Consider the following 22610-nt stretch of genomic DNA (forward strand, 5'->3'; position numbering starts at 1 on the left):
CGTGCATCGGCTGCTGCGTTCGATCCTGATCGCCGGTACGGCAGCGCTGGCGGTGTCCGGGCTCCTCGTGGGCTGCGGGACACCGCCGGTTGCCGGGCCGCCACCGGCCCCGGAGTCGAGTCCCGCCTCCGCTTCGGCGAAGCCCGGTGACCCGTCGTCCGACGCTTCGTCGAGTCCCAAGGCGTCCAAGGCGCCGGAGCGGCCGTACGCGAAGACCACCGGCGAAGGATCCCTTCCCCCACGGCGCGAGTCGAGCGATCCGCCGGACCGGGACCGCTCGGTGCCGGAGTCCGAGGTGGTCCGGCTGAAGATCCCGGACGTCCTCTCCGGCGACTCCGGCGGTGCGATCTCCCCGGACCCGTCGACCAACGAACTGGTGCCGCCGAAGACCTCGCTGGTCTACCGGTGGGCCGACCGAGGTCGTCCCGGTTCCGACTCGGGCGACACGGTCTACCTGCTCGGCCACACGGTCCGCTCCGGCGGCGGTGTCTTCGATCCGCTGCAGCACGTCGAGATCGGCCAGTCGATCATCGTCGAGACCGAGAGCGGCTCGCTGACGTACCAGGTGCAGGCGACCAAGATGTACCCGAAGAACGAGATCCAGCGGGCCGACGAGGTGTACGAGACCGTACCGGGGCGGCTGGTCCTGGTCGGCTGCTACCTGAACGCGGACGGCTCCAAGCAGGACCTCAACTTCGTCGTCTTCGCCCAGCTCGCCGACTGAACCCGGCCCCGGTCCGAGTGGCCGGGCGCCGCGCCTTAGGGTCGAGGGAAACGAGACCGATGGAGGCGGGCATGGCGGGCAGGACGATCGAGATCGCGGCGGCCGACGGGACGGCGGAGGCCTACCTCTCCCCCGGCCCGGACACCCCGCACGCCGGGGTGCTGCTGTTCGTCGACGCGATCGGGCTGCGGCCGGCGATCGAGACCATCGCGGATCGGATCGCCGGCTGGGGCTACACCGTGCTGGCGCCGAACGTCTTCTACCGCGCCGGTACGGCGGCCGAGCTGGCCCCGGCCGAGGACCTGCGGAAGCCGGGCGCCCGGGAGGCGTTCTTCGCCACCATGGGCAACCGGCGGACCGGCCTGGACACCGCGAACCTGCTCCGCGACATCACCGCCTACCTCGACGCCCTGGCCGCCCAGCCCGGCGTCGTCGCCGACCGGCTGGGCAGCACCGGCTACTGCATGGGCGGCATGCTCGCCCTCCGCGCGGCCGCCGCCCACCCGGACCGGATCCGGGCCGCCGGCGCGTTCCACGCCGCCAACCTGGTCACCGACGAGCCGGACAGCGTGCACAAGATCATCACGACGGCGACCGCCGAGATCCTGGCCGGCCACGCTGACAACGACCGGGCCAACCCGCCGGAGGCGATCGCCGCCCTCGACGAGGCGCTGGACGCGGCGGGGATCACCCGCAGCACGGCGATCTACCCGGACGCGCCGCACGGCTTCACCATGCCGGACACCTCGATGTACCAGGAGGCGGGCGCCGAGCGGCACTACGCCGAACTCGAGGCCCTGTTCGCCAGGACGCTGTCGGACTGACGTCCGGTGATCATGATCGGTACGCCGAGCGGCGGGATGATCAACTTCTCGGCACGGCCGGCGTAGCCGAAGGTCCGCCGAAGATGATCAAGGGACTCGGAGAAGTGGGCCCAGCCCTCGCCGTGCACGGCGATGATCATCGCGTCGCCGAGCAGCTCTGACGCCCGGAGCGCGGTCCGCGCGTTCAGGGTCACGTCGGCATCGCCGAACACGCCGACGTTCGCGGCGCCCACGTTGAGCACGGCCACGTCGATCGGACCGAGCCGGTCCACGATCTCGGCGACCAGGTCGACCGAGGCGTTGTCGCCGGAGACGTACACGGTCGGTGCCCCGTCCGACCGCAGCACGAAGCCGGTGACGACCCCACTGAACTCCTCCGCACCGGCCGGACCGTGCAGCGCCGGAACCGCGGTCACCTCGACGGTCCCGGACACGGCGACGGTCTGCCACGGGTCCAGACCGGTGACGCCCGGCAACCGGCCTGCGGCCTCCGGCGTCGACAGCACGGTCGGCACCGAGGAGAGCAGGGCACGGCCGGACCGGTCCAGGTTGTCGGCGTGCTCGTCGTGCGACAGCAGCACGACGTCGATCGGGCCGACCTGCTCCGGCGGCACGGCCGGGCCGGTCAGCTTGTGCAGCACCACCCGACCCGGGTAGTCGCCCGGCGGGTCGAAGGTGGGGTCGGTCAGCCAGGTCAGCCCGGCGTAGCGGAACCGGAGCGTCGGCCCGCCCACGTGCAGCGCCTCCAGTTGGTCGGCGCCGGTCTCAGCAGAAGTGATCATGACCCGAGTCTCGGCGCTGCCACAGGTTCACAACAGTGGCCCGATGGACGATGTTCGTTAAGATCGGGCCATGCCTACCGTCGCAGTCCTCGCGTTCGACGGGATCAGCCCGTTCCACCTCTCGGTGCCGGCCCTGGTGTTCGGCCGGGCCGGCATCGACCGCCCGGCTGACTGGCCGTACCGGCTCCGGATCTGCGCGGAGCAGCCGGGAGAGCTGGCGACCGAGGCGGGGTTCGACATCACGGTCCGGTACGGGCTCGAGGTCCTGGACGAGCTGACCGGCGATGGCTCCGGTCCCGCCGACCTGCTGATCGTGCCGAGCTGGATCCGCGACGCCGTCCCGTCCGCGCCGTTGCTGGCGGCGATCCGGTCCGCGCACCGTCGCGGCACCCGGATCGTCGGGCTCTGCCTGGGCAGCTGGGTGATCGCCGCGTCCGGGCTGGCCGACGGCCGGGAACTGACCACCCACTGGTCGGACGCCGAGCGGCTGGCCCGGGCCCATCCGGCGGTCCGGGTCCGGGCCGACCTGCTCTGGTCCGATCTCGGCGACGTGATCACGTCGGCCGGCGTGGCCGCGGCACTGGACTGCTGCCTGCACCTGGTCCGTACCGACCTCGGCAGCCGGACCGCGGCCGAGTTGGCGCGCCGGCTGGTGCTGGCGCCGCACCGCAGCGGCTCACAGGCGCAGTTCGTCCCGGTCGCGGTGCCGGCGGCCGACCAGGACGACCCGATCGAGCGAGCCATGGTGTGGGCGTCGGCCCGGCTCGCCGAGCCGATCGACCTGGACGCCTGGGCCCGCGCCGCCGCCCTGTCCCGCCGAACCTTCACCCGCCGGTTCCGGGACCGGACCGGCACCAGCCCGCAGCAGTGGCTGCTGCACCAGCGCCTCGACCGGGCCAGGCTGCTGCTCGAGACGACCGACGATCCCGTCGAGCGGGTCGCCGGCGACGCCGGCTTCGCCACCGCCGTCAGTCTGCGGCACCACTTCCGGCAGCAACTGGGCACCAGCCCGGCCGCGCACCGGGCCCAGTTCCGGACCCGGTCCTTGATCAAGAACTGATCAGGAACCGGCGGCAGGCCGGAGCCGGGCGATCAGCTCTCCCCTGCTATGGACGCCCACCTTGCCGAAGATCGACTTGAGATGATCTTGGACCGTGTGCGGTGAGATGAACAGCCGGTCGGCGATCTCCGCGGTGGACCGGCCGGCCAGCACCTCGGCGCAGAGCTCCCGTTCCCGGGCCGACAGGCCGTAGGCGACCAGGAGCAGGGCGAGCAGCCGATCCCCCGAGGACGGCTCGATGGTGATCACGGTCCGTTCGTCGCCGGCGCCGATCAGCCGGTTCGCCTCCAGCTGCGCCCAGCGGCCGCGGGCGTCCCGGAGCCGGCCGTGGAACCCACCCGGCCCGGCGGTCCGGGCCCCGTACCCCAGCACCCGCATCATGGTCTGGAAGCGGCCCGGGGCGATCTCGTCCAGGCTGTCCCGCCAGTCGGCGGCGGCGGCCGTGACGGCCCGGATCGCGCCGTCCGCACCGAGCACCACGATCGCCGGTACGCCGCCGGCCCGGGACGCCTCGGCCCGTACGGCCACCCGGATCGACGCGCCGACGGCCGGTGCGACCGCGGCCAGGTACTCCGTCTCCCGGTCCGTGAAGTCGGCGCCGCGGCGGACGAAGCCGGCCGCGCCCCACCACACGCCGGCGTCGGAGAACAGCACCCGGAGGTCGCGGTCCAGTCCGAGCGGCCGCCAGACCTCGTGGTAGCGGCCGCTGCGGGCCAGCTCCCGCTCCGGCAGGTCGGACAGCCGGGCCACCACACGGTGCTCCCGGGCCAGCCCGGCGAACGTGTGCGGCTCCCCCGGCGCGTACTCGGCGGCCGCCAGCCGTTCCTCGCCCGCGGCGGTGATCGTGGCCGTACCGCCGATCATGCCGGTGATCATCAACGTCTCCGGGTCGAGCGTCGCCCAGCAGGTCAGCTCGCTCGGCACGGCCCGGTCGACCAGGGTGATCGCGGCGGCCTGCAGCTCCGCCACGCCGGCTCCCCGTACGGCGAGGTCGGTGATCTCGCGCCGCGCTCGGTCGGCCCGGTCCTCCCACACGCCTTCAGTATGCGCTCGGGCCGGCGGCCCCGATATCCCCGATTCCTGGGATCGACCGGAGCCGGAAGCCGGGCCTAGCGTCGCTGCCATGACCCATCAGGTACGCCATCGCGGTGCCGGCGAAGGCACCGAACTGACCGCGCCGGACGCGGTGCTGACGATCAAGATCGACGCCGCGGACACCGACGACGGCTACGAGCTGTTCGAGGTCGACGCGCCGCGCGGCCCGGCCACCCCGCTGCACCGCACCGCCTGGCCCAAGGCCTACTACCTGCTGCACGGCCGGATGATCGTGCAGGTCGAGGACCGGGCGATCGAACTCGCGCCGGGCGCCGTGATCACCATCCCGCCGGACGCCTGGCACACGTTCACCGTGCTCAGTCCGACCGTCCGGTTCCTGGTGATCAGCCTGACCGGCGCGATGAGCCGCTTCCACGCCGACCTGCAGCGGGCCGTCGCCGACGGCGCCACGGCCGGCCCGGAGCTCGCCACCGTGCTGGCCAAGCATCGGGTCACGCTGGCCGCCGACCCGGTTCCGGAACAGGTCGCACCATGATCATCGTCGCCTGGATCGGAGTCCTGCTCGGCGCCGTGATCTACTTCCTCGCCTTCGTCTGGGAGACGATCATGTTCCGCCGGCCGGGCGTGCACCAGGGGATCTTCGCGGTGCCGTCCCGCGACATCGAGCCGGTCCGGCTCTGGTCGTTCTGCGTCGGCTTCTACAACCTGTTCCTCAGCCTGGGCGCGGTCGCCGGCGTGATCTTGTGGGCCACCGGTTCGGTGGCCGAGGGCCGTGCGCTGGTGATCTTCACCGGCCTGTTCATGTTCGGCTGCGGCGTCGTCCTGTTCGTCGCCGACCGGCTGGCGCTGAGCCGGCCCAAGGGTCCCGGCGTCGCACCGGCGATCGCCTGCAGCGTGCCGACCGCGATCGCCACCCTCGCCGCCCTGGTGGCGGTGTGAGGTCAGCGCCGGACGGCTGCGCTCATCATCGCGACCAGGGCGTCCGGCGTGACCACGGAGACGTGCGGCGCCAGGTTGTCGACGACGTGGCCGAGGTCGTCCAGGTTCATGCTCCAGCAGTGCAACATCACCACCGAGTAGCCGTCCACGGAGGTCGGATCGGTGCCGGCCGCGTTGAGGGTCTCGATCACCTGGGCCGGTGAGCTCAGCCCCTCCCAGAGCATGGTCCGGGCCGAGATCACCGGCTTGTCCTCGACCCAGCGGACCCGGCCGCGGAGACCGTCGTAACGGCTGTACTCCAGGTAGATCAGGCCGGTGATCTGGTCGTGCCGCAGGTACGCCGACCACAGGTCCGCGTCGTCGAAGGACTCGAAGTCGAGGATCTGGACCACGCCGAGATCGGCCCGTTCCATCGTCCGGGCGAGCTCGGCGGTGTGCAGCGTCAGCTCGTCGCGCGGATACCGGCTCGGGTAGAGGTAGCCGCCGCCGGACGGGCCGACGACGAAGCGGTCCTCGTGCCGGCCGGCCGAGGCGTTGCGGTAGTACCAGTCCAGCACGGACGGCGCGAGGTCGATCGCCGACGGCGGCACGCCCCAGCCGAGGTCGAAGGTGCCACGGCGCGGACTGCCGAACCAGTTCTGGCTGGTCGGCAGGTCGTTCAGCAGCCACTGCACGTTGTCGCCGTCGGTGACGACGAACGCGACGTGGTGCCGGCCCGGCTCCGGCGTACGCGGCCGGACCGGGGCCCGTTGCTGCAGGGACGGGAGGCTGATCCCGGAGAGACAGGCCAGGTTGCCCGCCCAGTCGCCCGGGAGGGTGACGACGCCGGCCGCCGAGGAGACGCCGACGAAGCCGTCCTCGCCCTGCCGCGCATCGCCCCAGCCGATCACGGCGGCGTCGGGGTCGAGATCCTCGACGACCGACCTGCGGAAGTCGGAATTGCCGTCGTAGAAGGTGAAGGCGCCGGCCATCGTCGCGTAGTCCCGGAGCTGGTGGGTGAACAGGCCGACCTCGGGGTCGGCCTTCTGCTCCACCACAAGGTCACTCCGGAGCTGCCCGCGGTACGTCCGCCAGGCCCACGCGTCGTCCCGCTCGCGGACGTCGGCCAGCCGGCGCAACCCGTGCTCGATCGCGGTCGGCTCCAGCGCCTCGGACACGGCGATCCCGCCCTCGACGCCGGCCACGGTCGTCGCCACGTTGATCGTCGGACCGCCGCTCCGGTACAGGACGTAGCCGGCCACCCGGTCCGCGAACCGGTCGACCAGGCCCCACGGGTCGTCGGCCCGGGTCGCCGGGAGCTCGTACCGCTCGGTCAGGTCGTCGAGCCAGAGCCGGTACCCGTTCGGCAGGTCGAGATAGATCGCCGGGCCCGCTCGCCGATCACCGGGGCGGGCCAGCAGACCCTGCAGGGTGGCGACCATGATCGCCTCGTCGTCGGTCAGCCCGGCCCGGTCGACGACGAACAGCTCGGTCGGCTCGATTCCCTTGGGGTACGGGGATCTCGGCTGATCGGCGACCGCCCGGCCCGGCTGCAGCGCACCGGCCGCCGTGGCAGCGACGGCCACCGCGGACAGGGCGCCGAGCGCCTGCCGCCGGGGCATCCGCAACGATCGGGGACTGACGGGATCGACCATGATGCCCTGACCTCCGTTGTCGGTTCCGCCGACGCTAAGTTGCCGCTCCGACGCGGGTCAAGGACCGGCACCCGGTCCTGGACAGAAGATGATCATGCGGCGTCGAGACCGAGGTCGTCGGCGAGCTCGTCGAAGATCATCCGGTTGTAGCCGAACGCTCGGGCCGACTCGTCGATCACCGCGGCCCGGTCCGTGGCGGTCCACGGCGCGGCGTCGAGCAGCGCCCGGTAGTGCCGCCGGAACTCGGCCGGGTTGCGCAACGGCCCGGCATACAGCCCGCCGAAGTCGTAGAAGGCGAGCCCGGCCCGGTCGCCGTGCTGGCGCCGCATCGCCGACGCGATCACCTGGCCGCCGGACACGTCGCCGAGGTAGCGGGTGTAGTGGTGCGCCACGAACCTGGCCGCCGAGTCCGCACCGCTGATCCGCTCGGCGTACGCCATCGTGGTGGGCCGTGCCTGCACCGACGCCGCCCAGTCCGGCCCGATCAGGTGCTCGAGGTCGGCCCGCAGCGCGGGCAGCCGGTCCAGATCCTCGATGACGAAGGGCCCGGCCACGGGGTCCGCACGCCACCGCTCGGCGGCCGTCTCCAGCGCCGTGTAGACGAACAGGTTCTGTCCCGCGAGCGCGGCCAGCGCCTCCAGGCCCAGCCGGCCGTCGAGCAACTTCCCCACGAACGGAGCCGACTCGGCCCGGTCGTGGTGCTCCGCCGTCGCCCGGCGGAGCACGGTCGAGAAAGGCTCCAGGTCCACGGTGTTCCCGGTCATCATCACGACCCCCTGCTCGCCGACTTTGGTGAGCCTTACTTTAACTGCTCCCCGATCGGCGTGGCCGGCGGAGGTTCAGCCGGGCTCGACGACCATCGCCGGATCGGACACCGTGACCTGGCCGGCCAGGATCTCCTCGGCGTAGTGGCAGGCGACCCGGCGACCGGGATGCCCCTCGATCACCCGCAGCTCCGGCACCTCGGTGTCGCACCGGTCCGGCTGCCGGTACGGGCACCGGGTGTGGAACCGGCAGCCCGCGGGCGGCCTGGCCGGGCTGGGCAGGTCGCCGCGGAGCAGGATCCGTTCCCGCCGGTCCTCGACCTCCGGGTCCGGGATCGGGATCGCCGACATCAGCGCGATCGTGTACGGATGCAGCGGCGTCGCGTAGAGGTCGTCGCTGTCGGCCTCCTCGACCAGCCGGCCGAGGTACATCACGCCGATCACGTCCGAGATGTGCCGCACCACCGCAAGATCATGAGCGACCACGACGTAGGTCAGGCCGAGCAGGTCCTGCAGCCGTTCCAGCAGATTGATCACCTGCGCCTGCACCGAGACGTCCAGGGCGCTGACCGGTTCGTCGGCGATCACCAGGTCCGGGTTCAAGATCATCGCCCGGGCGATCCCGATCCGCTGCCGCTGCCCGCCGGAGAACTCGTACGGGTACTTGGCCAGCGCCGAGCCGGGCAGCCCGACCAGTTCCAGCATCGACTCGGCCTTGGCCAGGTGGCTCGCCGGCCGGTCGGCGCCGAACTCGGCCCGGTCCGCCTCGGACAGCCCATGCGCCTTGAGCGGTTCGAGCAGCAGGCTGCGCACCGACTGCCGCGGATCGAGACTGCCCAGCGGGTCCTGGAACACCATCTGCATCCGGCGCCGGATCCGGCGCAGTGGCTCGGGCCGCAGCGTGCCGAGGTCGGTGCCGTCGAAGATCACCTGGCCCTCGGTCGGCTTCTCCAGCCGGAGCAGGGCGCGGCCGAGCGTCGACTTGCCGCAGCCGGACTCGCCGACGAGACCGTACGTCTGGCCCTGGGTCAGCGCGAGATCGACGCCGTCGACGGCGCGGACATGGCCGACCGTCCGGTCCAGCAGGATCCCCTGCTTGATCGGGAAGTGCACCTTGAGCCCGCGCACGTCGAGCAGCGGCTGACCCTCAGTCATGATCATCTTCGTTCCCTGAGCCTCAGCCATCATCACCATCGTTCCCTGAGCCTGTCGAAGGGCCCGGTGCGTCGACCGGGTGCACGCAGCGCACCGGGTGATCGGGCCGAGTCGAGTCGACCAGCTGCAGGTCGCTCCGGACGCAGGCCTCGTCGGCGTGCCGGCAGCGCGGCGCGAACGCGCAGGCCTTGGTCCACGGCACGACGTCCCGCGGGGTGCCCGGGATCGGGTGCAGCGGTTCGCCGCGGGGAGCGTCCAGCCGCGGGATCGAGGACAGCAGGCCCTCGGTGTAGCGGTGCTGCGGGTGGGCGAACAGCTCCCGCCGCTCGGCCGTCTCGACCACTCGGCCCGCGTACATCACGTTCACCGTGTCGCACAGCCCGGCCACCACGCCGAGATCGTGGGTGATCATGATCATCGCGGTGCCGAGGTCGCGGACCAGCTCGCTGAGCAGCTCCAGCACCTGGGCCTGGATCGTCACGTCGAGCGCGGTGGTCGGCTCGTCGCAGATCAGCAGTTTCGGCTTGCAGGCCAGGGCGATCGCGATCAGCGCCCGCTGCCGCATGCCGCCGGACAGCTGGTGCGGATACTCCCGCAGCCGGCGGGCCGGATCGGGGATGCCGCAGCGGCGGAGCAGGTCCTCGGCCTCGTCCCGGGCGTCGGCCCGGGTGATCTGCTGATGCCGGCGCAGCACCTCGGTGACCTGCAGCCCGATCGGCAGCACCGGGTTCAGCGAGCTCATCGGGTCCTGGAACACCATCGCCAGCTCGCGGCCCCGCAGTGAGGACAGCTCGGCCGCGGACCGGCCGATCAGGTTCTGGCCGCGGTAGCGGGCGGCCCCGGTGATCACCGCCGAACGCCGCGGCAGCAGGCCCATGATCGCCATCGAGGTGACCGACTTGCCGCTGCCGGACTCGCCGACGATGCCGACGATCTCGCCCGGCCGGACCGTGAACGACACGCCGTCCACGGCGACGAACGGCTCCCGGCCGCGGCGCCGGAAGCTGACCGCGAGGTTGTCCACCACCAACAGAGCCTGTCCTGAGCCTGTCGAAGGATCGAGCCGGCGCTCCTGGTCCACCAGGAGCAGCGGTTGATCAAGTTCGGTGCCCATGATCATCTCCTCGACTTCGGGTCGAGCGCTTCCCGCAGGGCCTCACCGAACAAGGTGAAGCCGAGGGCCGTGACGGCGATGCAGGCGCCCGGCAGCACGGTCAGGTGCGGGTCGCTCTGCAACCGGTCCTGCGCCTTGACCAGCATCCGGCCCCACTCCGCGATCGCCGGGTCCGGCGACCCGAGGCCCAGGTACGAGAGCCCGGCGACCTCGATGATCGCCGTCGCCAGCGTCAGCGTGGCCTGGACGATCACCGGCCCGACCGAGTTCGGCAGCACGTGCCCGACCACGATCGTGCTGCGCCGCAGGCCGAGCGACTCCGAGGCCAGCACGTAGTCGGAGTGCCGCTGGGTCAGCATCGAACCGCGCAGCAGCCGGGCAAAGATCGGCACGCAGGCGGCCCCGATCGCGATCATGATCGCGTTCGGGCTCTGCCCGATCGCGGCGGCGATGCTGACCGCCAGCAGCAGCGACGGCACCGAGAGCAGGATGTCCACCAGCCGCATCAGCAGCGTGTCCACCCAGCCGCCGAACGCACCGGCCAGGCCGCCGATCAGCGAGCCGCCGATCAGGCCGAGCGTCGTCGACACCACGCCGATGATCAACGACTGCCGGGCCCCGTAGAGCAACTGGGTGAGCAGGTCGGAGCCGAACGGGTCCAGGCCGAGCACGTGGTCCGGCGACGGCCCGGGCACGTCGGACGGCGTGACCTGGGTGATCCATTCGCTGGACGACGGCTGGTAGGGCGCGATCACCGGCGCCAGGATCGCGACCAGCACGAAGGCGAGCACGATCAGGGCGCCCAGGATCGCGCCGGGGTTGCGGATCAGCCGCTGCAGCGCGCCCTGCCACAGGCTGGTGCCACGGTCATGATCGTCGGTGCCGGTCAGCCCGGCCAGCGCGGCCGGCCGTTCGACCAACGGATCAACGGTCGTCATGAGCTCCCCCTACCTGGTCCGCAGCCGGGGATCGATGACGCCGTAGAGCAGGTCGACGACGAGGTTGACCAAGGCGTACGTGATCGCGATGAACAGGATGAACCCCTGCAGCACGGCATAGTCGAGCCCGCTGATCGCGTCGAACAGGTAGGACCCGATGCCGTTGAAGGCGAACACCGACTCGGTCAGCACCGCGCCGGCCAGCAGGGCTCCGGTCTGCAGCCCGACCGTGGTGACCACCGGCAGCATCGCGTTGCGCAGCACGTGCCGCCGGGTGATCAAGTTTGCCGCCAGGCCCTTCGCGGTGGCGGTCCGGACGTAGTCCTCGCCGATCACCTCGAGCACCGAGGCCCGGGTCATCCGGACGATGATCGCCAGCGGGATCGAACCGAGCGCGATGGCCGGCAGGATCAGGTGCGTGATCGCGTTCAGCGACGCGTCGAACTCCCGGGTCAGGATCCCGTCCAGCACGTAGAAGTTGGTGATGTGGGTGGCGTCGATCCGGGCGTCCTGCCGCCCGGACGCCGGCAGGAACGCCAGCGCGCCGAGCGGACCGGGCAGCCCGATCGCGAAAACGATCTTGAGCAGGTACGCCAGCACGAAGACCGGGATCACCACGCCGAGCAGCGACCCGCCGACCGTGAACAGGTCGAGGAACCCGCCGGCCCGCTTGGCGGCCAGATAGCCGAGCGGGATCCCGATCACCAGCGCGAAGAGCATCGCCGCGATGCCCAGCTCGATGGTGGCCGGGAACCGTTCCAGGAACGTCTCCAGCACCGGCTGGCCGGTCCTGGCCGAGGCGCCGAAGTCACCCTGCAGCAGCCGGCCGATGTACGTCACGTACTGCTGCGGGATCGGCTTGTCGAAGCCGTACACCTCGTTCAGCCGGGCGATCGACTCCGGCGTCGCCTTGTCGCCGAGCAGCGCCCGGGCCGGGTCGCCGGGCAGAGCGCGCAGCCAGACGAACAGCAGCACGCTCAGCCCGAACAGCACCGGCACCAGCAACAACAGCCGGCGGACCGCGAACCTGATCATGGTCGGGTTACGGCTTGATCGTGACCGTGTTCCAGACCTCGTCCTGCACCGGGCTGGGCACGTAGCCCTCGACGCCGGCACCGAAGCCGAGCGTCGGCGCCGGGTGCGCGATCGGGACGCCCGGGGCGTAGTCGGCGATCATCGCGTTGATCTTCTCGTAGGCCGGCTTCTGTTCCTCGACCGTCGGCAGCTCGCGGGCTTCCTTCAGCGCCTTGAACAGCTCCGGGTTGTCGAAGCCCCACTCGTTGGACTTGGCCGCGAAGAAGACGCCGAGGAAGTTGTCGGTGTCGTCGTAGTCGCCGTTCCAGCCGAGCAGGTGGATGTCCCGCTTGTCGGTGCCGTTCTCCCCCTGCACCATGTCCAGGTAGTCCGGGCTCCACTTCGCCGCCACCGGGGTGACCTTGATGCCGACCTTCTCGAGCTGGGTCTTGATCACCTGGAAGGTGTCCTCCGGCGTCGGCATGTACGGCCGCGAGACGCCGGTGGGGTAGGCGAACTTGAGCTCCAGGTTCTCCTGGCCGGCCTCCTTCAGCAGCTGCTTGGCCTTCTCCGGATCGTAGGGATACTCGGTGACGCCGTCGTTGTAGCCGGTGACCAGGTCCGGGATGAACTCCTTGGCGACCTGCGAGCCCTCCGGCAGCGTGCTGTTCACCACGGCCTGCCGGTCGATCGCGTGGGTCAGTGCCTGCCGGACCCGGACGTCCTGGAACGCCTTGTTCTTCTGGTTGAACGCCAGGTAGAGGATGTTGAACGGCGGCCGGTTGAGCAGCTGCATCCCCTTCTCCTTCAGCGGCGCCAGGTCGGCCGGCGCGACCAGGTCGTAGCCGTCGATGGTGCCGGCCTCGAGCTCCTGGGCCCGCGCCTTCCCGTCGCTGATGGTCCGGATCACGACCTGGGACACCTTGGCCTTGTCGCCCCAGTAGCCGTCGAACCGCTTCAGCCGGACCTGCTCGCCGCGCTCCCAGGAGTCGAAGACGAACGGGCCGGTGCCGGTCGGGTGCGCGGTCGCGTACTCGGAGAACCGGGTGTCGTCGACGGTGCCGGTGGTGTTGTTGCCGTCGAACTTCTCGATCGCCGCCGGGCTCTGCATGGCGAACGACGACAGCGTCATCGCCTGGACGAAGCCGGCGAACGGGGCGTTCAGCTTGATCGTCGCGGTCTGCGGATCCGGAGCCTCGCAGCTCTCGTAGATGCCGCCGGTCTTGCCGGTCTTGAAGCCCTTGAAGAGCTTCCCGTAGTAGTACGTGATGTTCTCGTTCTGGTTCAGGCCGGTCCAGTTGTACCAACGGTCGAAGTTGGCGCAGACCGCCTCGCCGTTGAAGTCGGTGCCGTCGTGGAACTTGACCCCGGACCGCAGCTTGAACGTGTACGTCTTGCCGTCCTCGGAGGGCTCCCAGGACTCGGCCAGGCCGGGCATCAGCTCGACCGTGCCGGGCTTCGTGCTGACCAGGCCCTCGAACATCTGCCGGGCCACCCGGAACGTCTCGCCGTCGCTGGCCATCGCCGGGTCCAGCATGACCGGATCGGAGGACGCCGCGAAGACGAAGGTGTCCTTGGTCTCGACGGCGCCGGAGGACGTTCCGGTGCCGGGATCTTCCCGCTCACTCTGGGCACAGGCTGCGAGGGAGCCGGCGAGGGCAACTGCGGCGATGGCCGCGACTCCGCGCCGGAGCGATCTCGTGAACCGCATCGTATTTACCTCGATTTCGATGATGGGAGGCTCGATCGGGCGGAACATTACCGGAGAGTAGCTAGCGGTGTCGGGATACTGACTCGTCGTTGCAGGAGTGAAACCTGGCCGAAGCTTTCACTCCACCCCGTGCGGATAGAGACAGATCTTGCCGGAACGGCCCTGATCGGCGAGTTCGTACGCGGTTTCGGCCTGGTCCAGACCGAACCGGTGGGTGATCGTCCGCTCCGGGCTGATCCCCCACCTGACCAGGTGCTCCAGCAGGTCCTGCAGATGCCGCAGCGAGGTCACCCAGGACCCGTACAGGGTGACCTGCTTGTGGATCAGCAGCGGCGACACCTCGAGGCTCAGCGTGGAGCCCTCGCCGACGAACGCGCAGCGGCCCCAGGTGGCCAGCCGTTCGATCGCGGTGTGCCGCCCCGGCGCGCTGCCGGAGCAGTCGATCGCCGCGCTGAACCCGTCGCCGGTGACCGCGTCGAGCTCGCCGGTCTGCTCCACCGTGAAGCCGTGGTCGATCACGCCGAGTTCGGTGGCCAGGGCGACCCGGTCCGGCATCACGTCCAGACCGACCACCGGCCCGGCGCCCATCGCCTTGGCCAGCATCCCGGCCGCCAGGCCGACCGGCCCGAGGCCGGTGATCAACAACCGGTCCCGGCCGGACAGGTCGAGCCGGAGCAGCCCCTCGTACGCGGTGCCGAAGCCGCACGAGGCCAGCGCGCCGTCGGCGTAGCTGAGCCCGTCCGGCAGCGGGATGCAGGTGTCGGCCTGGGCCAGCAGGTACGGGGCGTGGCCGCCGTCGCGCTGCCAGCCGTACGCGGCGCGGGCCGCCGAGGTGCAGCCGATGTAGTAGCCGTGCCGGCATTCCGCACACTGGCCGCAGCCGGAGATGTGGTAGCAGGCGACGCGGTCGCCGACGGCGTGCTCGGTGACCCCCTCGCCGACCGCGACGATCCGCCCGGCCGGCTCGTGGCCCGCGATCACGCCCTGGTACGCCTCCGCGCCGTGGCCCAGGTGCTCCCGGTAGATCGCCCGGATGTCGCTGCCGCAGATCGACGAGGCCCGGACCTCCACCAGCACCTGGCCGGGACCCGGCTGTGGCACCGGGACCTCGGCCCGATCGACCCGGCTCCCGCCGGGCAGGGTGATCCCCGTCATCGTCGTCGGCAAACCCATCGTCTCCACTCCTTCGGTCAAGCTCCGACTCGTCAGCGGCAGTGTTTCACCACGGGGCGACGCGCGGCGCGGAGCGATCCTCCACGGCCACCGAGGTGTCGACCAGTTGCTGCAGCAGCCGGGCCCGGGTGGCCAGGTGCTCCGGCTCCTGCCACAGGTTGATCAACTCGTCCGGGTCGGCCGCGAGGTCGTACAGCTCGCCCTCGGATTCCCGGCCGTCGGCCGGATCGCCGTGCCACAGAATGATCTTGTACGACCCGGACCGGAGCATCGTGCTGTGCACCGGCGGCGTGTTCGGATAGCCCGAGTCGCGATATTGCGACAGCGACCAGTCCCGGCCCTCGGCCCGCCCGTCGGCGACCGCGACCAGGTCGATCCCCTGGTCCGCGGGCTGCTCGGGCAGCGCCGCGGCAGCCCGCAGGGTGCGGGCCACATCGTGCAGCCCGACCTGCGAGGCGACCCGCCGGCCGGCCGGCACCTGGTCCGGCCAGCGCATGATCATCGGCACCCGGACCGCGATGTCGTACATCATCGGGCCCTTCAGCAGCATCGCATGATCACCGAGCAGCTCGCCGTGATCACTGGTGAAGATCACCAGGGTGTCGGCCTTGAAGCGGTCCTGGTCGAGCACCTCGATGATCTTGCCGATGGACTCGTCGGCCAGCGTCACCATCGCCTGGTAGGTGCGCCGGATCTCGTCGATCCCGGCGGCGTCGAAATCGGTGAAGGACGGGCCGTGCCCGGCATAGCTGCAGCCCGACGACTCGGTCTGGAAGGCGGGCTTGGTGGCCAGCTCGTCCAGGCCGCCGACCGGCGGCGGCACCGACCCGGCCGGGAACCGGGCCAGGTATTCCTCCGGCGCCACGAACGGGTGGTGCGGGTCGAACAGGTTGGCCACCAGGAAGAACGGCCGTTCGTCGTCGGCCTGCAGGAACTCCGTCGCCTCCTCGGCCACCCAGGTCGAGTAGTGCGCCTCGGTCGGCATCGCGTCGAAGGCGGTGTCGGCGTGCACGAAGCCCTCCTGGTCGGGCGTCACCACATCGCCGACGGCCGCCTGCCACAGCTCCGGGAACCGATCTCGCAGCCACTGGTGATAGGCGTTGTCCGGCGAACCGTGGAAGGGATCGTGGGCCCACCGGCGGTACTCGAACCCGTCCTCGATCCGTTCCTCGGTCCGACCCTGGAACGCCGCGGCCAGGTGCAGCTTGCCGATCAGTCCGGTCCGGTAGCCGGCCTCGGCCAGCTCACGGGAGACCAGCGAGGCGTCGGCCGGCAGCGTCACGCCGTTGGCCCACAGGCCGTGCGAGCTCGGGTACTGCCCGGTCAGCATCGAGGCCCGGGCCGGCGCGCAGACCGGGCTCGGCGAATAGCAGTGATCGAACACCGCCCCGTCCGCCGCCAGCCGCTCCAGGTGTGGGGTCACGGCGGCGCTGCCGGGGTGGGTCGACACCGCGTCGAAGCGGTGCTGGTCGGTGCAGATGATCACGATGTTGGGCCGTCGTGCCACAGGGAGGTCCTCGCTCTTTCTGGTTGGTCAGGACTGGTTGATCATTTGATGCTGCCGGCGGTCAGCCCGCCGATCATGTACTTGCCGAACAGGACGGCGAGCAGGATCAGCGGCAGGGACAGCAGCACGACGCCGGCCATCACCTGATTCCACTGCAGGGTGTAGCTGCCCAGGAACTGCTGCAGCGCCAGCGGGATGGTGCCGGCCCGGGAACCGGTCAGCACCAGCGGGAACAGGAAGTTGTTCCAGCCGAACAGGAAGGTCATGATCATCACCGAGGCGGCGCCGGGCCGGGACAGCGGCAGGATGACCGACCACAGGGTCCGGAACGGGCCGGCCCCGTCGACCGCCGCGGCCTCGTCGATCTCCATCGGCACGCCGTCCAGGAACACCTTGAGCAGGATCGTCGCCAGCGCCACGTTGTAGGGCAGGTAGACGATCAGCATCGCCACGATCGTGTCGTTCAGGCCGATCTCGTTGAAGATCGCGTACGCCGGGATGGCCAGGCCGATCGCCGGCAGCGCACGGGCACCGAGCAGCCAGAAGCCGACCCAGCCCAGCCGGGCCGCCCGGGACCGGCCCATCCGCGACCGGCTCAGCGCGTACGCGGCGGGCGCGGCGATGATCAACGCGACCAGGGCCGAGCCGAGGCTGGACTGCAGGCTGTTCAGCAGCGGCCCGATGAAGGAGTACTCCTCGAACAGCGACCGGAAGTTGTCCAGCGTCGGGGTGAACAGCCACTGCGGCATCGGCTGGTTCGTCACGGACCTCGGCTGGAACGCCGTCAGCACCGCGTAGACGATCGGCAGGCCGAAGAAGATCAGCAGGATCACCAGGTAGAGATAGCCGACGATCGTCAGCGGGCCGCGCCGGGCGCGCAGGGCGAGGGCGGTGGGCTGGCGGGTCACAGGAGTCGCTCCGTCCGTCGTTGGACCAGCAGCAGCGAGCCGACGCAGAGCAGGGTGAAGCAGACGACGATCACCGCCACCGCGGCGCCGAGGCCGAACTTCAGCTCGCCGAAGAAGACCTGGTAGTTGTAGAAGGTCAGCAGCTGGGTGCTGGTCCCCGGCCCGCCCCGGGTCAGCGTGTAGATGGTCGGGAAGACCTGGATCGCGTCGATGAACCGGAGCAGCGCGGTCGCCACCGTCGCGGTGCTGATCATGGGCAGGATGATGTGCCGGATCACCTGCCCCGGCCGGGCCCCGTCCACCACGGCGGCCTCGCGCAGCTCGGCCGGGATCCCGGTCAGCGCGGCCAGCGTCAGCAAGATCACGAACGGCGTGTACTGCCAGATGTCGACCCCGATGATCACCGCCATCGCCGAGGTCGGCCCGGTCAGCCACTCCTGCTCGATCCCGATCAGCCCGAGATAGTACGAGATCAGGCCGATGTCGCCCTGCAGGATGAACTTGAAGATCAACGCGACCGCGATCGGCGGCAGCACGGCCGGCCAGAGCAGCAGCACCCGGATGATCGAATTGCCGGGCAGCAGCCGGTCCAGCACCAGGGCCGCCGACACGCCGATCAGCAGCTCCAGCGCCAGCGCCCCGACCAGGAATGCGACCACCAGGCCGATCGAGTGCCACAGCGCCGGGCTGCCGAGCGCGGTGCCGAAGTTCTGCGGGCCGGTGAACCGCAGCTCGCCGAGGTTTCCGGTCTCCTCGCCGAGTGCCAGCATGATCATGAAGCCGATCGGCAGCACCGTGGTGACCAGCAGCACGATGATCAAGGGCGCCAGGAACGGCGCCTGCCAGTTCCGCCGGATCATGAGCCCACCGCCCGGGCCGCCGCGGCCAGCGCCGACCGGGGATCCACCTGGCCGGTCACCGCCTTGCTCAGCTCCTCGCTGATCTTCTGGCCGACCGTGTTCCAGTCCGCCGAGCGCGGTTGGTAGCTGGCGTCGTCGAACGGCGTGTAGCCGCCGCCGTCGGCGGTCTCGATGGTCTCCTGCACGGTGACCACGAAGTCGTCGAAGCCGTACTTGTCCCGGTATTCCGGCGTCCGGTAGACCTTCGGCAGCGGCGGCGTCGAGTAGGCGACCTTGCCCAGGGTGGCGGCGGTCAGGATCTCCGGCAGGGTGGCCCACTGGGCGAACAGCCAGGCCGCGTCCCGGTGGGCCGACCGCTCGGCGACCAGCCAGCCGTGCGCGTTGTACGGCACGAACCGGCCGGCCGGGCCGGAGGGGATGACGAAGGTGCCGACCCTGCCGGCGGCCTGGGAGGCGTCCGGGTCGTTGAAGGTGCCGCCGAACACCGCGCCCTCCTGCACGATCGCGACCCGGCCGGTGGTGAAGGACCGGGTGACGTCCTCGACGCTCCAGTTGGTCGCGCCGGATGGCGCGTAGTCGCGGACCAGCTCGACGTACAGCTCGAGGGCCTGCAGCGCCTCGTCGCTCTCGAGCGCGACGCCGGAGTACCTACCGTCGCGGTAGTCGGTGTAGAACCGGCCGCCGTAGGCGTACAGCCAGGCGCTCCAGACGAACAGCAGCTGGGAGGCGTTCGGCGCGCTGCGCAAGGCAATCGCGGAGATCTCGTCACTGTGCACCGCCGCGCAGACCGTGCGCAGTTCCGCCAGGGTGGTCGGCACCGAGACGCCGGCCTGCTCGAACACGTCGGTGCGGTAGTAGAAGACCTGGGTCCCGATGAAGTTGGGCACGGCATACAGCGCGTCGCCCTGGCTCAGCATGGCCACCGTGCCCGGGCCGTACACCGCCGGATCCCAGGTCGGCACGGTCGCCGGCGACGCGCCGCGGAGGGCGGTGAGGTCGGCCACCCAGCCCCGCTCGACGTAGGTCGGCAGCAGGCCGGACGAGGTCTGCACGATGTCGTAGCCGCCGGCCCCGGAGCCGAGCGCCACGCTGGCCCGGCTGGCGGCCGACTGCTCGTCCAGTCCGGTCCAGGCGACCTCGATGCCGGTCAGCTCGCTGAACTGGGCGGTGAACGCCTTGACCACCTCCGCCTGCGGCGACGCGTAGGCCAGGACGCCGATCCGGTCGACGCCGAGCGCCTTGCCCTGGACGCGCAAGAACTCCGCGACGTCCGCCGGCAGCTCCGGCAGTTCCCCGGCGACCGTTCCGCTGCCGGCCGCACAGCCGCCGAGCAGCGCCGCCCCACCGAGCAGTCCGCCGCTCAGCCCGGCCGCCGAGCCGAGAAATCTGCGCCGAGACCAGGGGGCCTCGATCCGTGCCGACACGTGTTCCTCCCCTTCGAGGTTCGCTCAAACGAGCGAATTGCAACGGTTTCTACGACAGCAATTCGTACGCTCACTGGTCGTGCCCGGTCAAGATGGCGGGCTATGATCGCTCAATTGAGCGATTGAGAGGGGGAACCGTAGATGCCGACCGCGCAGCCGACGGTCAAGGACGCCGTCCTGATGGCCAACGTCAGCCGTCGCTACTTCGTCCACGACCAGTCCAAGAGCGAGATCGCCGACGTGCTCGGGATCAGCCGGTTCCGGGTCGCGCGGCTGATCGCCCGGGCCCGCGACACCGGCATCGTCCGGATCGAGATCGGGCTGCCGGGCCTGCGCGACAACGAGCTCGCGGCCGAGCTGGGCGCCCGGTTCGGGCTGGACCACGTGGTCATCCTCGACGTGCCGGAGGACCAGGGCCGGGAGCTGTTGCGCAAGCTGGGCGTCGCGGCGATCGAGCTGCTCGGCGAGATCCTCACCGCCGACGACGTCCTCGGGCTAGCCTCGGCCCGGCCGCTGCTCGGCATCGGCGACCAGGTCGGCGCGTTCCCGGCCTGCCCGGTGGTCCAGCTCACCGGTGCCATCTCGCGGCCGGACGCCCTCGACATCATCCAGTGCGTCCGCGACATCACCCGGGCCGGCGGCGGTGAGGCGTACGTCTTCTACGCACCGATCCTCGGCGCCGCCACCGTCGAGGCCGTACGGCAGAACCCGGACGTCGCCCGGGCCGTGGCCATGATCCCGAAGCTCACCGCGATCGTGCTCGGGGTCGGGGCCTGGGCCCCGGGCCTGTCCACCCTGTACGACGTGCTGCCCGAGGCCGACCGGCAGGAGGCCGCCCGGCAGGGCGTCGCGGCCGAGATCGCCGGCATCTACCTCGACGCGGACGGCAACCCGCTCCGGCCCGACGTCGCGGACCGCACCCTGGCCCCGAGCTTCGAGGAACTCGCCGGCGTCGGGGTGCGGATCGGGATCGCCTTCGGCCGCGGCAAGGCCGTCGCGACCCGGGCCGGCCTGGCCAGCGGGCTGCTGAACGGCCTGATCACCCACCGGGCCGCGGCCGAGGAGCTGCTCTCGCTGCCCTGACCGGAGTCGCTCCGCGTTCACCTGCCTCGGCAGCGTGCCCTAACCTCGGTGCCGTGACGGGTTCATCGGGATTCGACGGCTGGGCCGAGACGTACCGGCTGCTCGACTTCGGTCGGGCCGCCCGGGTCGACGTCGGTTTCGGCACGCTGGACCGCGAGGGCCGGCTGGCGCCGGACCCGCGGCGGGACCTGGTGATCACGGCGCGGATGACGTACTGCTTCGCGCTCGGGGCCGTGCTCGGCCACCCCGGCAGTCCCGACCTCGCGCGGCACGGCATCTCGGCCCTGCGCGGACCGTTCCATGATCAGGAACACGGCGGCTGGTACGGCGCTCTGCCGGCCGACGGCAGCAGCGAACGCAAGTCGGCCTACCCGCACGCGTTCGTCCTGCTGGCCGCCGCCACCGCTGCCGGGGCAGGGATTCCCGGCGCCCCGGAGCTGTTCGACGACGCGTTGACGATCATGGACCGGCACTTCTGGTCCGATCATGATCAAGCCCTGGTGGAGAGCTGGGACGTGGCGTTCGGCACCCCGGAGCCGTACTGGGGCGCGAACGCCAACATGCACGGCGTCGAGGCGCTGCTGGCCGCCTTCGGGCAGACCGGTGACGAGCGCTGGCGGGACCGGGCACTGCTGATCGCGGAGCGGTTCATCGACCGGCACGCGCGGGCCGCCGGCTGGCTGCTGCCGGAGCACTACGACCCGGACTGGCGGGAGGAGCGCGGCTACAACGCCGACCGGCCCGCCGACGAGTTCCGGCCGTACGGGGTCACCCTCGGGCACCTGCTCGAGTGGAGCCGGCTGCTGCTCGAACTGGGTGCGGCCTTCGCGGAGCCGCCGGCCTGGCTGGCCGAGGCCTCCCGCGCCTTGTACGACACGGCGTTCGACCGCGGCTGGGCCGTCGACGGCTCCCCCGGCTTCGTCTACACGATCGACTGGGACGGCCGGCCGGTCGTCCGGACCCGGCCGCACTGGGTGCTGGCCGAGGCGATCGGCGCCAGCGCCACCTGGCAGCGGCTCAGCCCCGAGCCCGTCTTCGGCGAGCGGCTGGACCTGTTCCTCGACTACGCCGACCGGCACCTGATCGACCATGATCACGGCAGCTGGCACCACGAACTCGACCCCGGCAATCGCCCGTCCGCGACGATGTGGAGCGGCAAGCCGGATCTCTACCACGCCCTGCAGGCCGCCCTGCTCACCGAGCTTCCCTTGGCACCCTCCCTGCTCCAGCGGCTCGCCCTGGCCTCCCCGCCGCAAGGCGCCCTGAGCCTGTCGAAGGGCCAAGCCCCGATCACCACCGTCGACTCCTTGATCACCAGGATCGAGTCCCTCGCCGCCACCCGTGACCGGGTGATCATCGGTCTGGTCGGCGCGCCGGGCTCGGGCAAGTCGACCCTGGCCGCCGCCCTGCTGGACCGGCTCGGCGACCGCGCCGCGATCCTCGGCATGGACGGCTTCCACCTCGGGCAACGGGAACTGGAGCGGCTCGGCCGGGCCGACCGCAAGGGCGCCCCGGACACGTTCGACGCGCTCGGCTACCGGGAACTGCTGCGCCGGGTCCGCTCCCGTACCGACGTTGATCATTTCGTGCCCGTCTTCGACCGCCACCTGGAGGAGCCGATCGCGGCCAACGGCGTCGTCCTGGCCGGCGTGCCGATCGTGATCACCGAAGGCAACTACCTGCTCCTCGAGGACCCGGCCTGGCGCGACGTCGCGACGGAACTGGACGAGTGCTGGTACCTGGAACCCGACGAGGACCTCCGCCTGGACCGCCTCACCCAGCGCCACGTCGACCACGGCCGCACCCCGGCCGAGGCCGCCGAGTGGGTGGCCCGAGTCGACCAGGCGAACGCGAAGCTGATCATGGAAAGCGCCGACCGCGCCACCCTCCGGATCCCGGCCTGGACCCCCTGACCCTGCACTCACCGGCCTCGCCCCACC

Annotated in this window: 21 protein-coding genes; 7 read left to right on the forward strand and 14 right to left on the reverse strand. The window is 71.0% G+C overall.

What is annotated here, in order from left to right; all coding sequences use genetic code 11:
• The first annotated feature begins 1 nt into the window (after window position 1).
• Together ACFQU4_RS10745 and ACFQU4_RS10750 are read left to right on the forward strand one after the other, a co-directional pair.
• Window positions 2-724: a class F sortase gene (locus ACFQU4_RS10745; protein ID WP_377490886.1), complete on the forward strand. Its 723-nt coding sequence runs from the start codon at window positions 2-4 to the stop codon at window positions 722-724.
• 71 nt (window positions 725-795) lie between these two features.
• A complete protein-coding gene (locus ACFQU4_RS10750; RefSeq protein WP_377490889.1) occupies window positions 796-1548 on the forward strand; it encodes a dienelactone hydrolase family protein in 753 nt (250 codons plus the stop codon).
• Here the strand turns inward: ACFQU4_RS10750 and ACFQU4_RS10755 are convergent.
• The gene (locus tag ACFQU4_RS10755; RefSeq protein ID WP_377490892.1) at window positions 1503-2330 is read right to left on the reverse strand and encodes an MBL fold metallo-hydrolase; all 828 of its coding nucleotides are present in this window, start codon (window positions 2328-2330) and stop codon (window positions 1503-1505) included. The genes ACFQU4_RS10750 and ACFQU4_RS10755 overlap by 46 nt on opposite strands.
• Window positions 2331-2400: 70 nt before the next feature.
• Here ACFQU4_RS10755 and ACFQU4_RS10760 point away from each other — a divergent pair, with 70 nt between their 5' ends.
• Complete coding sequence (locus ACFQU4_RS10760; RefSeq protein WP_377490895.1) at window positions 2401-3390, forward strand: GlxA family transcriptional regulator; 990 nt, start codon at window positions 2401-2403, stop codon at window positions 3388-3390.
• Here ACFQU4_RS10760 and ACFQU4_RS10765 read toward each other — a convergent pair whose 3' ends face one another.
• Window positions 3391-4425: a LuxR C-terminal-related transcriptional regulator gene (locus ACFQU4_RS10765; RefSeq protein WP_377490898.1), complete on the reverse strand. Its 1035-nt coding sequence runs from the start codon at window positions 4423-4425 to the stop codon at window positions 3391-3393.
• A gap of 88 nt (window positions 4426-4513) precedes the next feature.
• Between ACFQU4_RS10765 and ACFQU4_RS10770 the strand changes: the two genes are divergently transcribed.
• Together ACFQU4_RS10770 and ACFQU4_RS10775 are read left to right on the forward strand one after the other, a co-directional pair.
• Window positions 4514-4981 carry a cupin domain-containing protein gene (locus tag ACFQU4_RS10770; protein ID WP_377490901.1) on the forward strand — a complete coding sequence of 156 codons (468 nt, stop codon included), beginning with the start codon at window positions 4514-4516 and terminating at the stop codon, window positions 4979-4981.
• Window positions 4978-5385, forward strand: coding sequence for a DUF1304 family protein (locus tag ACFQU4_RS10775; protein ID WP_377490904.1), 408 nt, complete (start codon window positions 4978-4980; stop codon window positions 5383-5385). The genes ACFQU4_RS10770 and ACFQU4_RS10775 overlap by 4 nt, the downstream gene beginning before the upstream one ends.
• A gap of 2 nt (window positions 5386-5387) precedes the next feature.
• On the opposite strand, the gene ACFQU4_RS10780 is transcribed toward ACFQU4_RS10775, so the two are convergent.
• From ACFQU4_RS10780 to ACFQU4_RS10835, 12 genes are all read right to left on the reverse strand, one after another.
• A complete protein-coding gene (locus ACFQU4_RS10780; RefSeq protein ID WP_377490907.1) occupies window positions 5388-7019 on the reverse strand; it encodes a GxGYxYP domain-containing protein in 1632 nt (543 codons plus the stop codon).
• 92 nt (window positions 7020-7111) lie between these two features.
• Complete coding sequence (locus ACFQU4_RS10785; protein WP_377492230.1) at window positions 7112-7786, reverse strand: heme oxygenase (biliverdin-producing); 675 nt, start codon at window positions 7784-7786, stop codon at window positions 7112-7114.
• 72 nt (window positions 7787-7858) lie between these two features.
• The gene (locus ACFQU4_RS10790) at window positions 7859-8938 is read right to left on the reverse strand and encodes an ABC transporter ATP-binding protein (protein WP_377492233.1); all 1080 of its coding nucleotides are present in this window, start codon (window positions 8936-8938) and stop codon (window positions 7859-7861) included.
• A gap of 22 nt (window positions 8939-8960) precedes the next feature.
• Window positions 8961-10058, reverse strand: a complete 1098-nt coding sequence (locus tag ACFQU4_RS10795; protein ID WP_377490910.1) for an ABC transporter ATP-binding protein — start codon at window positions 10056-10058, stop codon at window positions 8961-8963.
• Window positions 10055-10990: an ABC transporter permease gene (locus ACFQU4_RS10800; protein WP_377490913.1), complete on the reverse strand. Its 936-nt coding sequence runs from the start codon at window positions 10988-10990 to the stop codon at window positions 10055-10057. The genes ACFQU4_RS10795 and ACFQU4_RS10800 overlap by 4 nt, the downstream gene beginning before the upstream one ends.
• A 9-nt stretch (window positions 10991-10999) precedes the next feature.
• Window positions 11000-12025, reverse strand: coding sequence for an ABC transporter permease (locus tag ACFQU4_RS10805; protein WP_377490916.1), 1026 nt, complete (start codon window positions 12023-12025; stop codon window positions 11000-11002).
• 7 nt (window positions 12026-12032) lie between these two features.
• Entirely contained in the window at window positions 12033-13715 is a 1683-nt protein-coding gene (locus ACFQU4_RS10810) for an ABC transporter substrate-binding protein (protein ID WP_377490919.1), read from the reverse strand.
• Between the two features lie 117 nt (window positions 13716-13832).
• On the reverse strand, window positions 13833-14888 hold the full coding sequence (locus ACFQU4_RS10815; protein ID WP_377490922.1) for a zinc-binding dehydrogenase: 1056 nt from the start codon (window positions 14886-14888) through the stop codon (window positions 13833-13835).
• A gap of 46 nt (window positions 14889-14934) precedes the next feature.
• The gene (locus tag ACFQU4_RS10820) at window positions 14935-16395 is read right to left on the reverse strand and encodes a sulfatase-like hydrolase/transferase (RefSeq protein ID WP_377490925.1); all 1461 of its coding nucleotides are present in this window, start codon (window positions 16393-16395) and stop codon (window positions 14935-14937) included.
• Between the two features lie 41 nt (window positions 16396-16436).
• On the reverse strand, window positions 16437-17303 hold the full coding sequence (locus tag ACFQU4_RS10825) for a carbohydrate ABC transporter permease (RefSeq protein ID WP_377490928.1): 867 nt from the start codon (window positions 17301-17303) through the stop codon (window positions 16437-16439).
• The gene (locus ACFQU4_RS10830; RefSeq protein WP_377490931.1) at window positions 17300-18163 is read right to left on the reverse strand and encodes a carbohydrate ABC transporter permease; all 864 of its coding nucleotides are present in this window, start codon (window positions 18161-18163) and stop codon (window positions 17300-17302) included. The genes ACFQU4_RS10825 and ACFQU4_RS10830 overlap by 4 nt, the downstream gene beginning before the upstream one ends.
• A complete protein-coding gene (locus ACFQU4_RS10835) occupies window positions 18160-19587 on the reverse strand; it encodes an ABC transporter substrate-binding protein (protein ID WP_377490934.1) in 1428 nt (475 codons plus the stop codon). Before ACFQU4_RS10835 ends, ACFQU4_RS10830 begins: the two co-directional genes overlap by 4 nt.
• A 141-nt stretch (window positions 19588-19728) precedes the next feature.
• On the opposite strand from ACFQU4_RS10835, the gene ACFQU4_RS10840 reads away from it, so the two are divergent.
• Both ACFQU4_RS10840 and ACFQU4_RS10845 read left to right on the forward strand, forming a co-directional pair.
• Window positions 19729-20670: a sugar-binding transcriptional regulator gene (locus ACFQU4_RS10840; RefSeq protein ID WP_377490937.1), complete on the forward strand. Its 942-nt coding sequence runs from the start codon at window positions 19729-19731 to the stop codon at window positions 20668-20670.
• 53 nt (window positions 20671-20723) lie between these two features.
• A complete protein-coding gene (locus ACFQU4_RS10845) occupies window positions 20724-22583 on the forward strand; it encodes a nucleoside/nucleotide kinase family protein (RefSeq protein WP_377490940.1) in 1860 nt (619 codons plus the stop codon).
• The last annotated feature ends 27 nt before the right edge of the window (window positions 22584-22610 follow it).

Origin of the sequence: Microlunatus sp. GCM10028923, from assembly GCF_042666975.1 — a bacterium.
Lineage (GTDB): Bacteria > Actinomycetota > Actinomycetes > Propionibacteriales > Propionibacteriaceae > Microlunatus.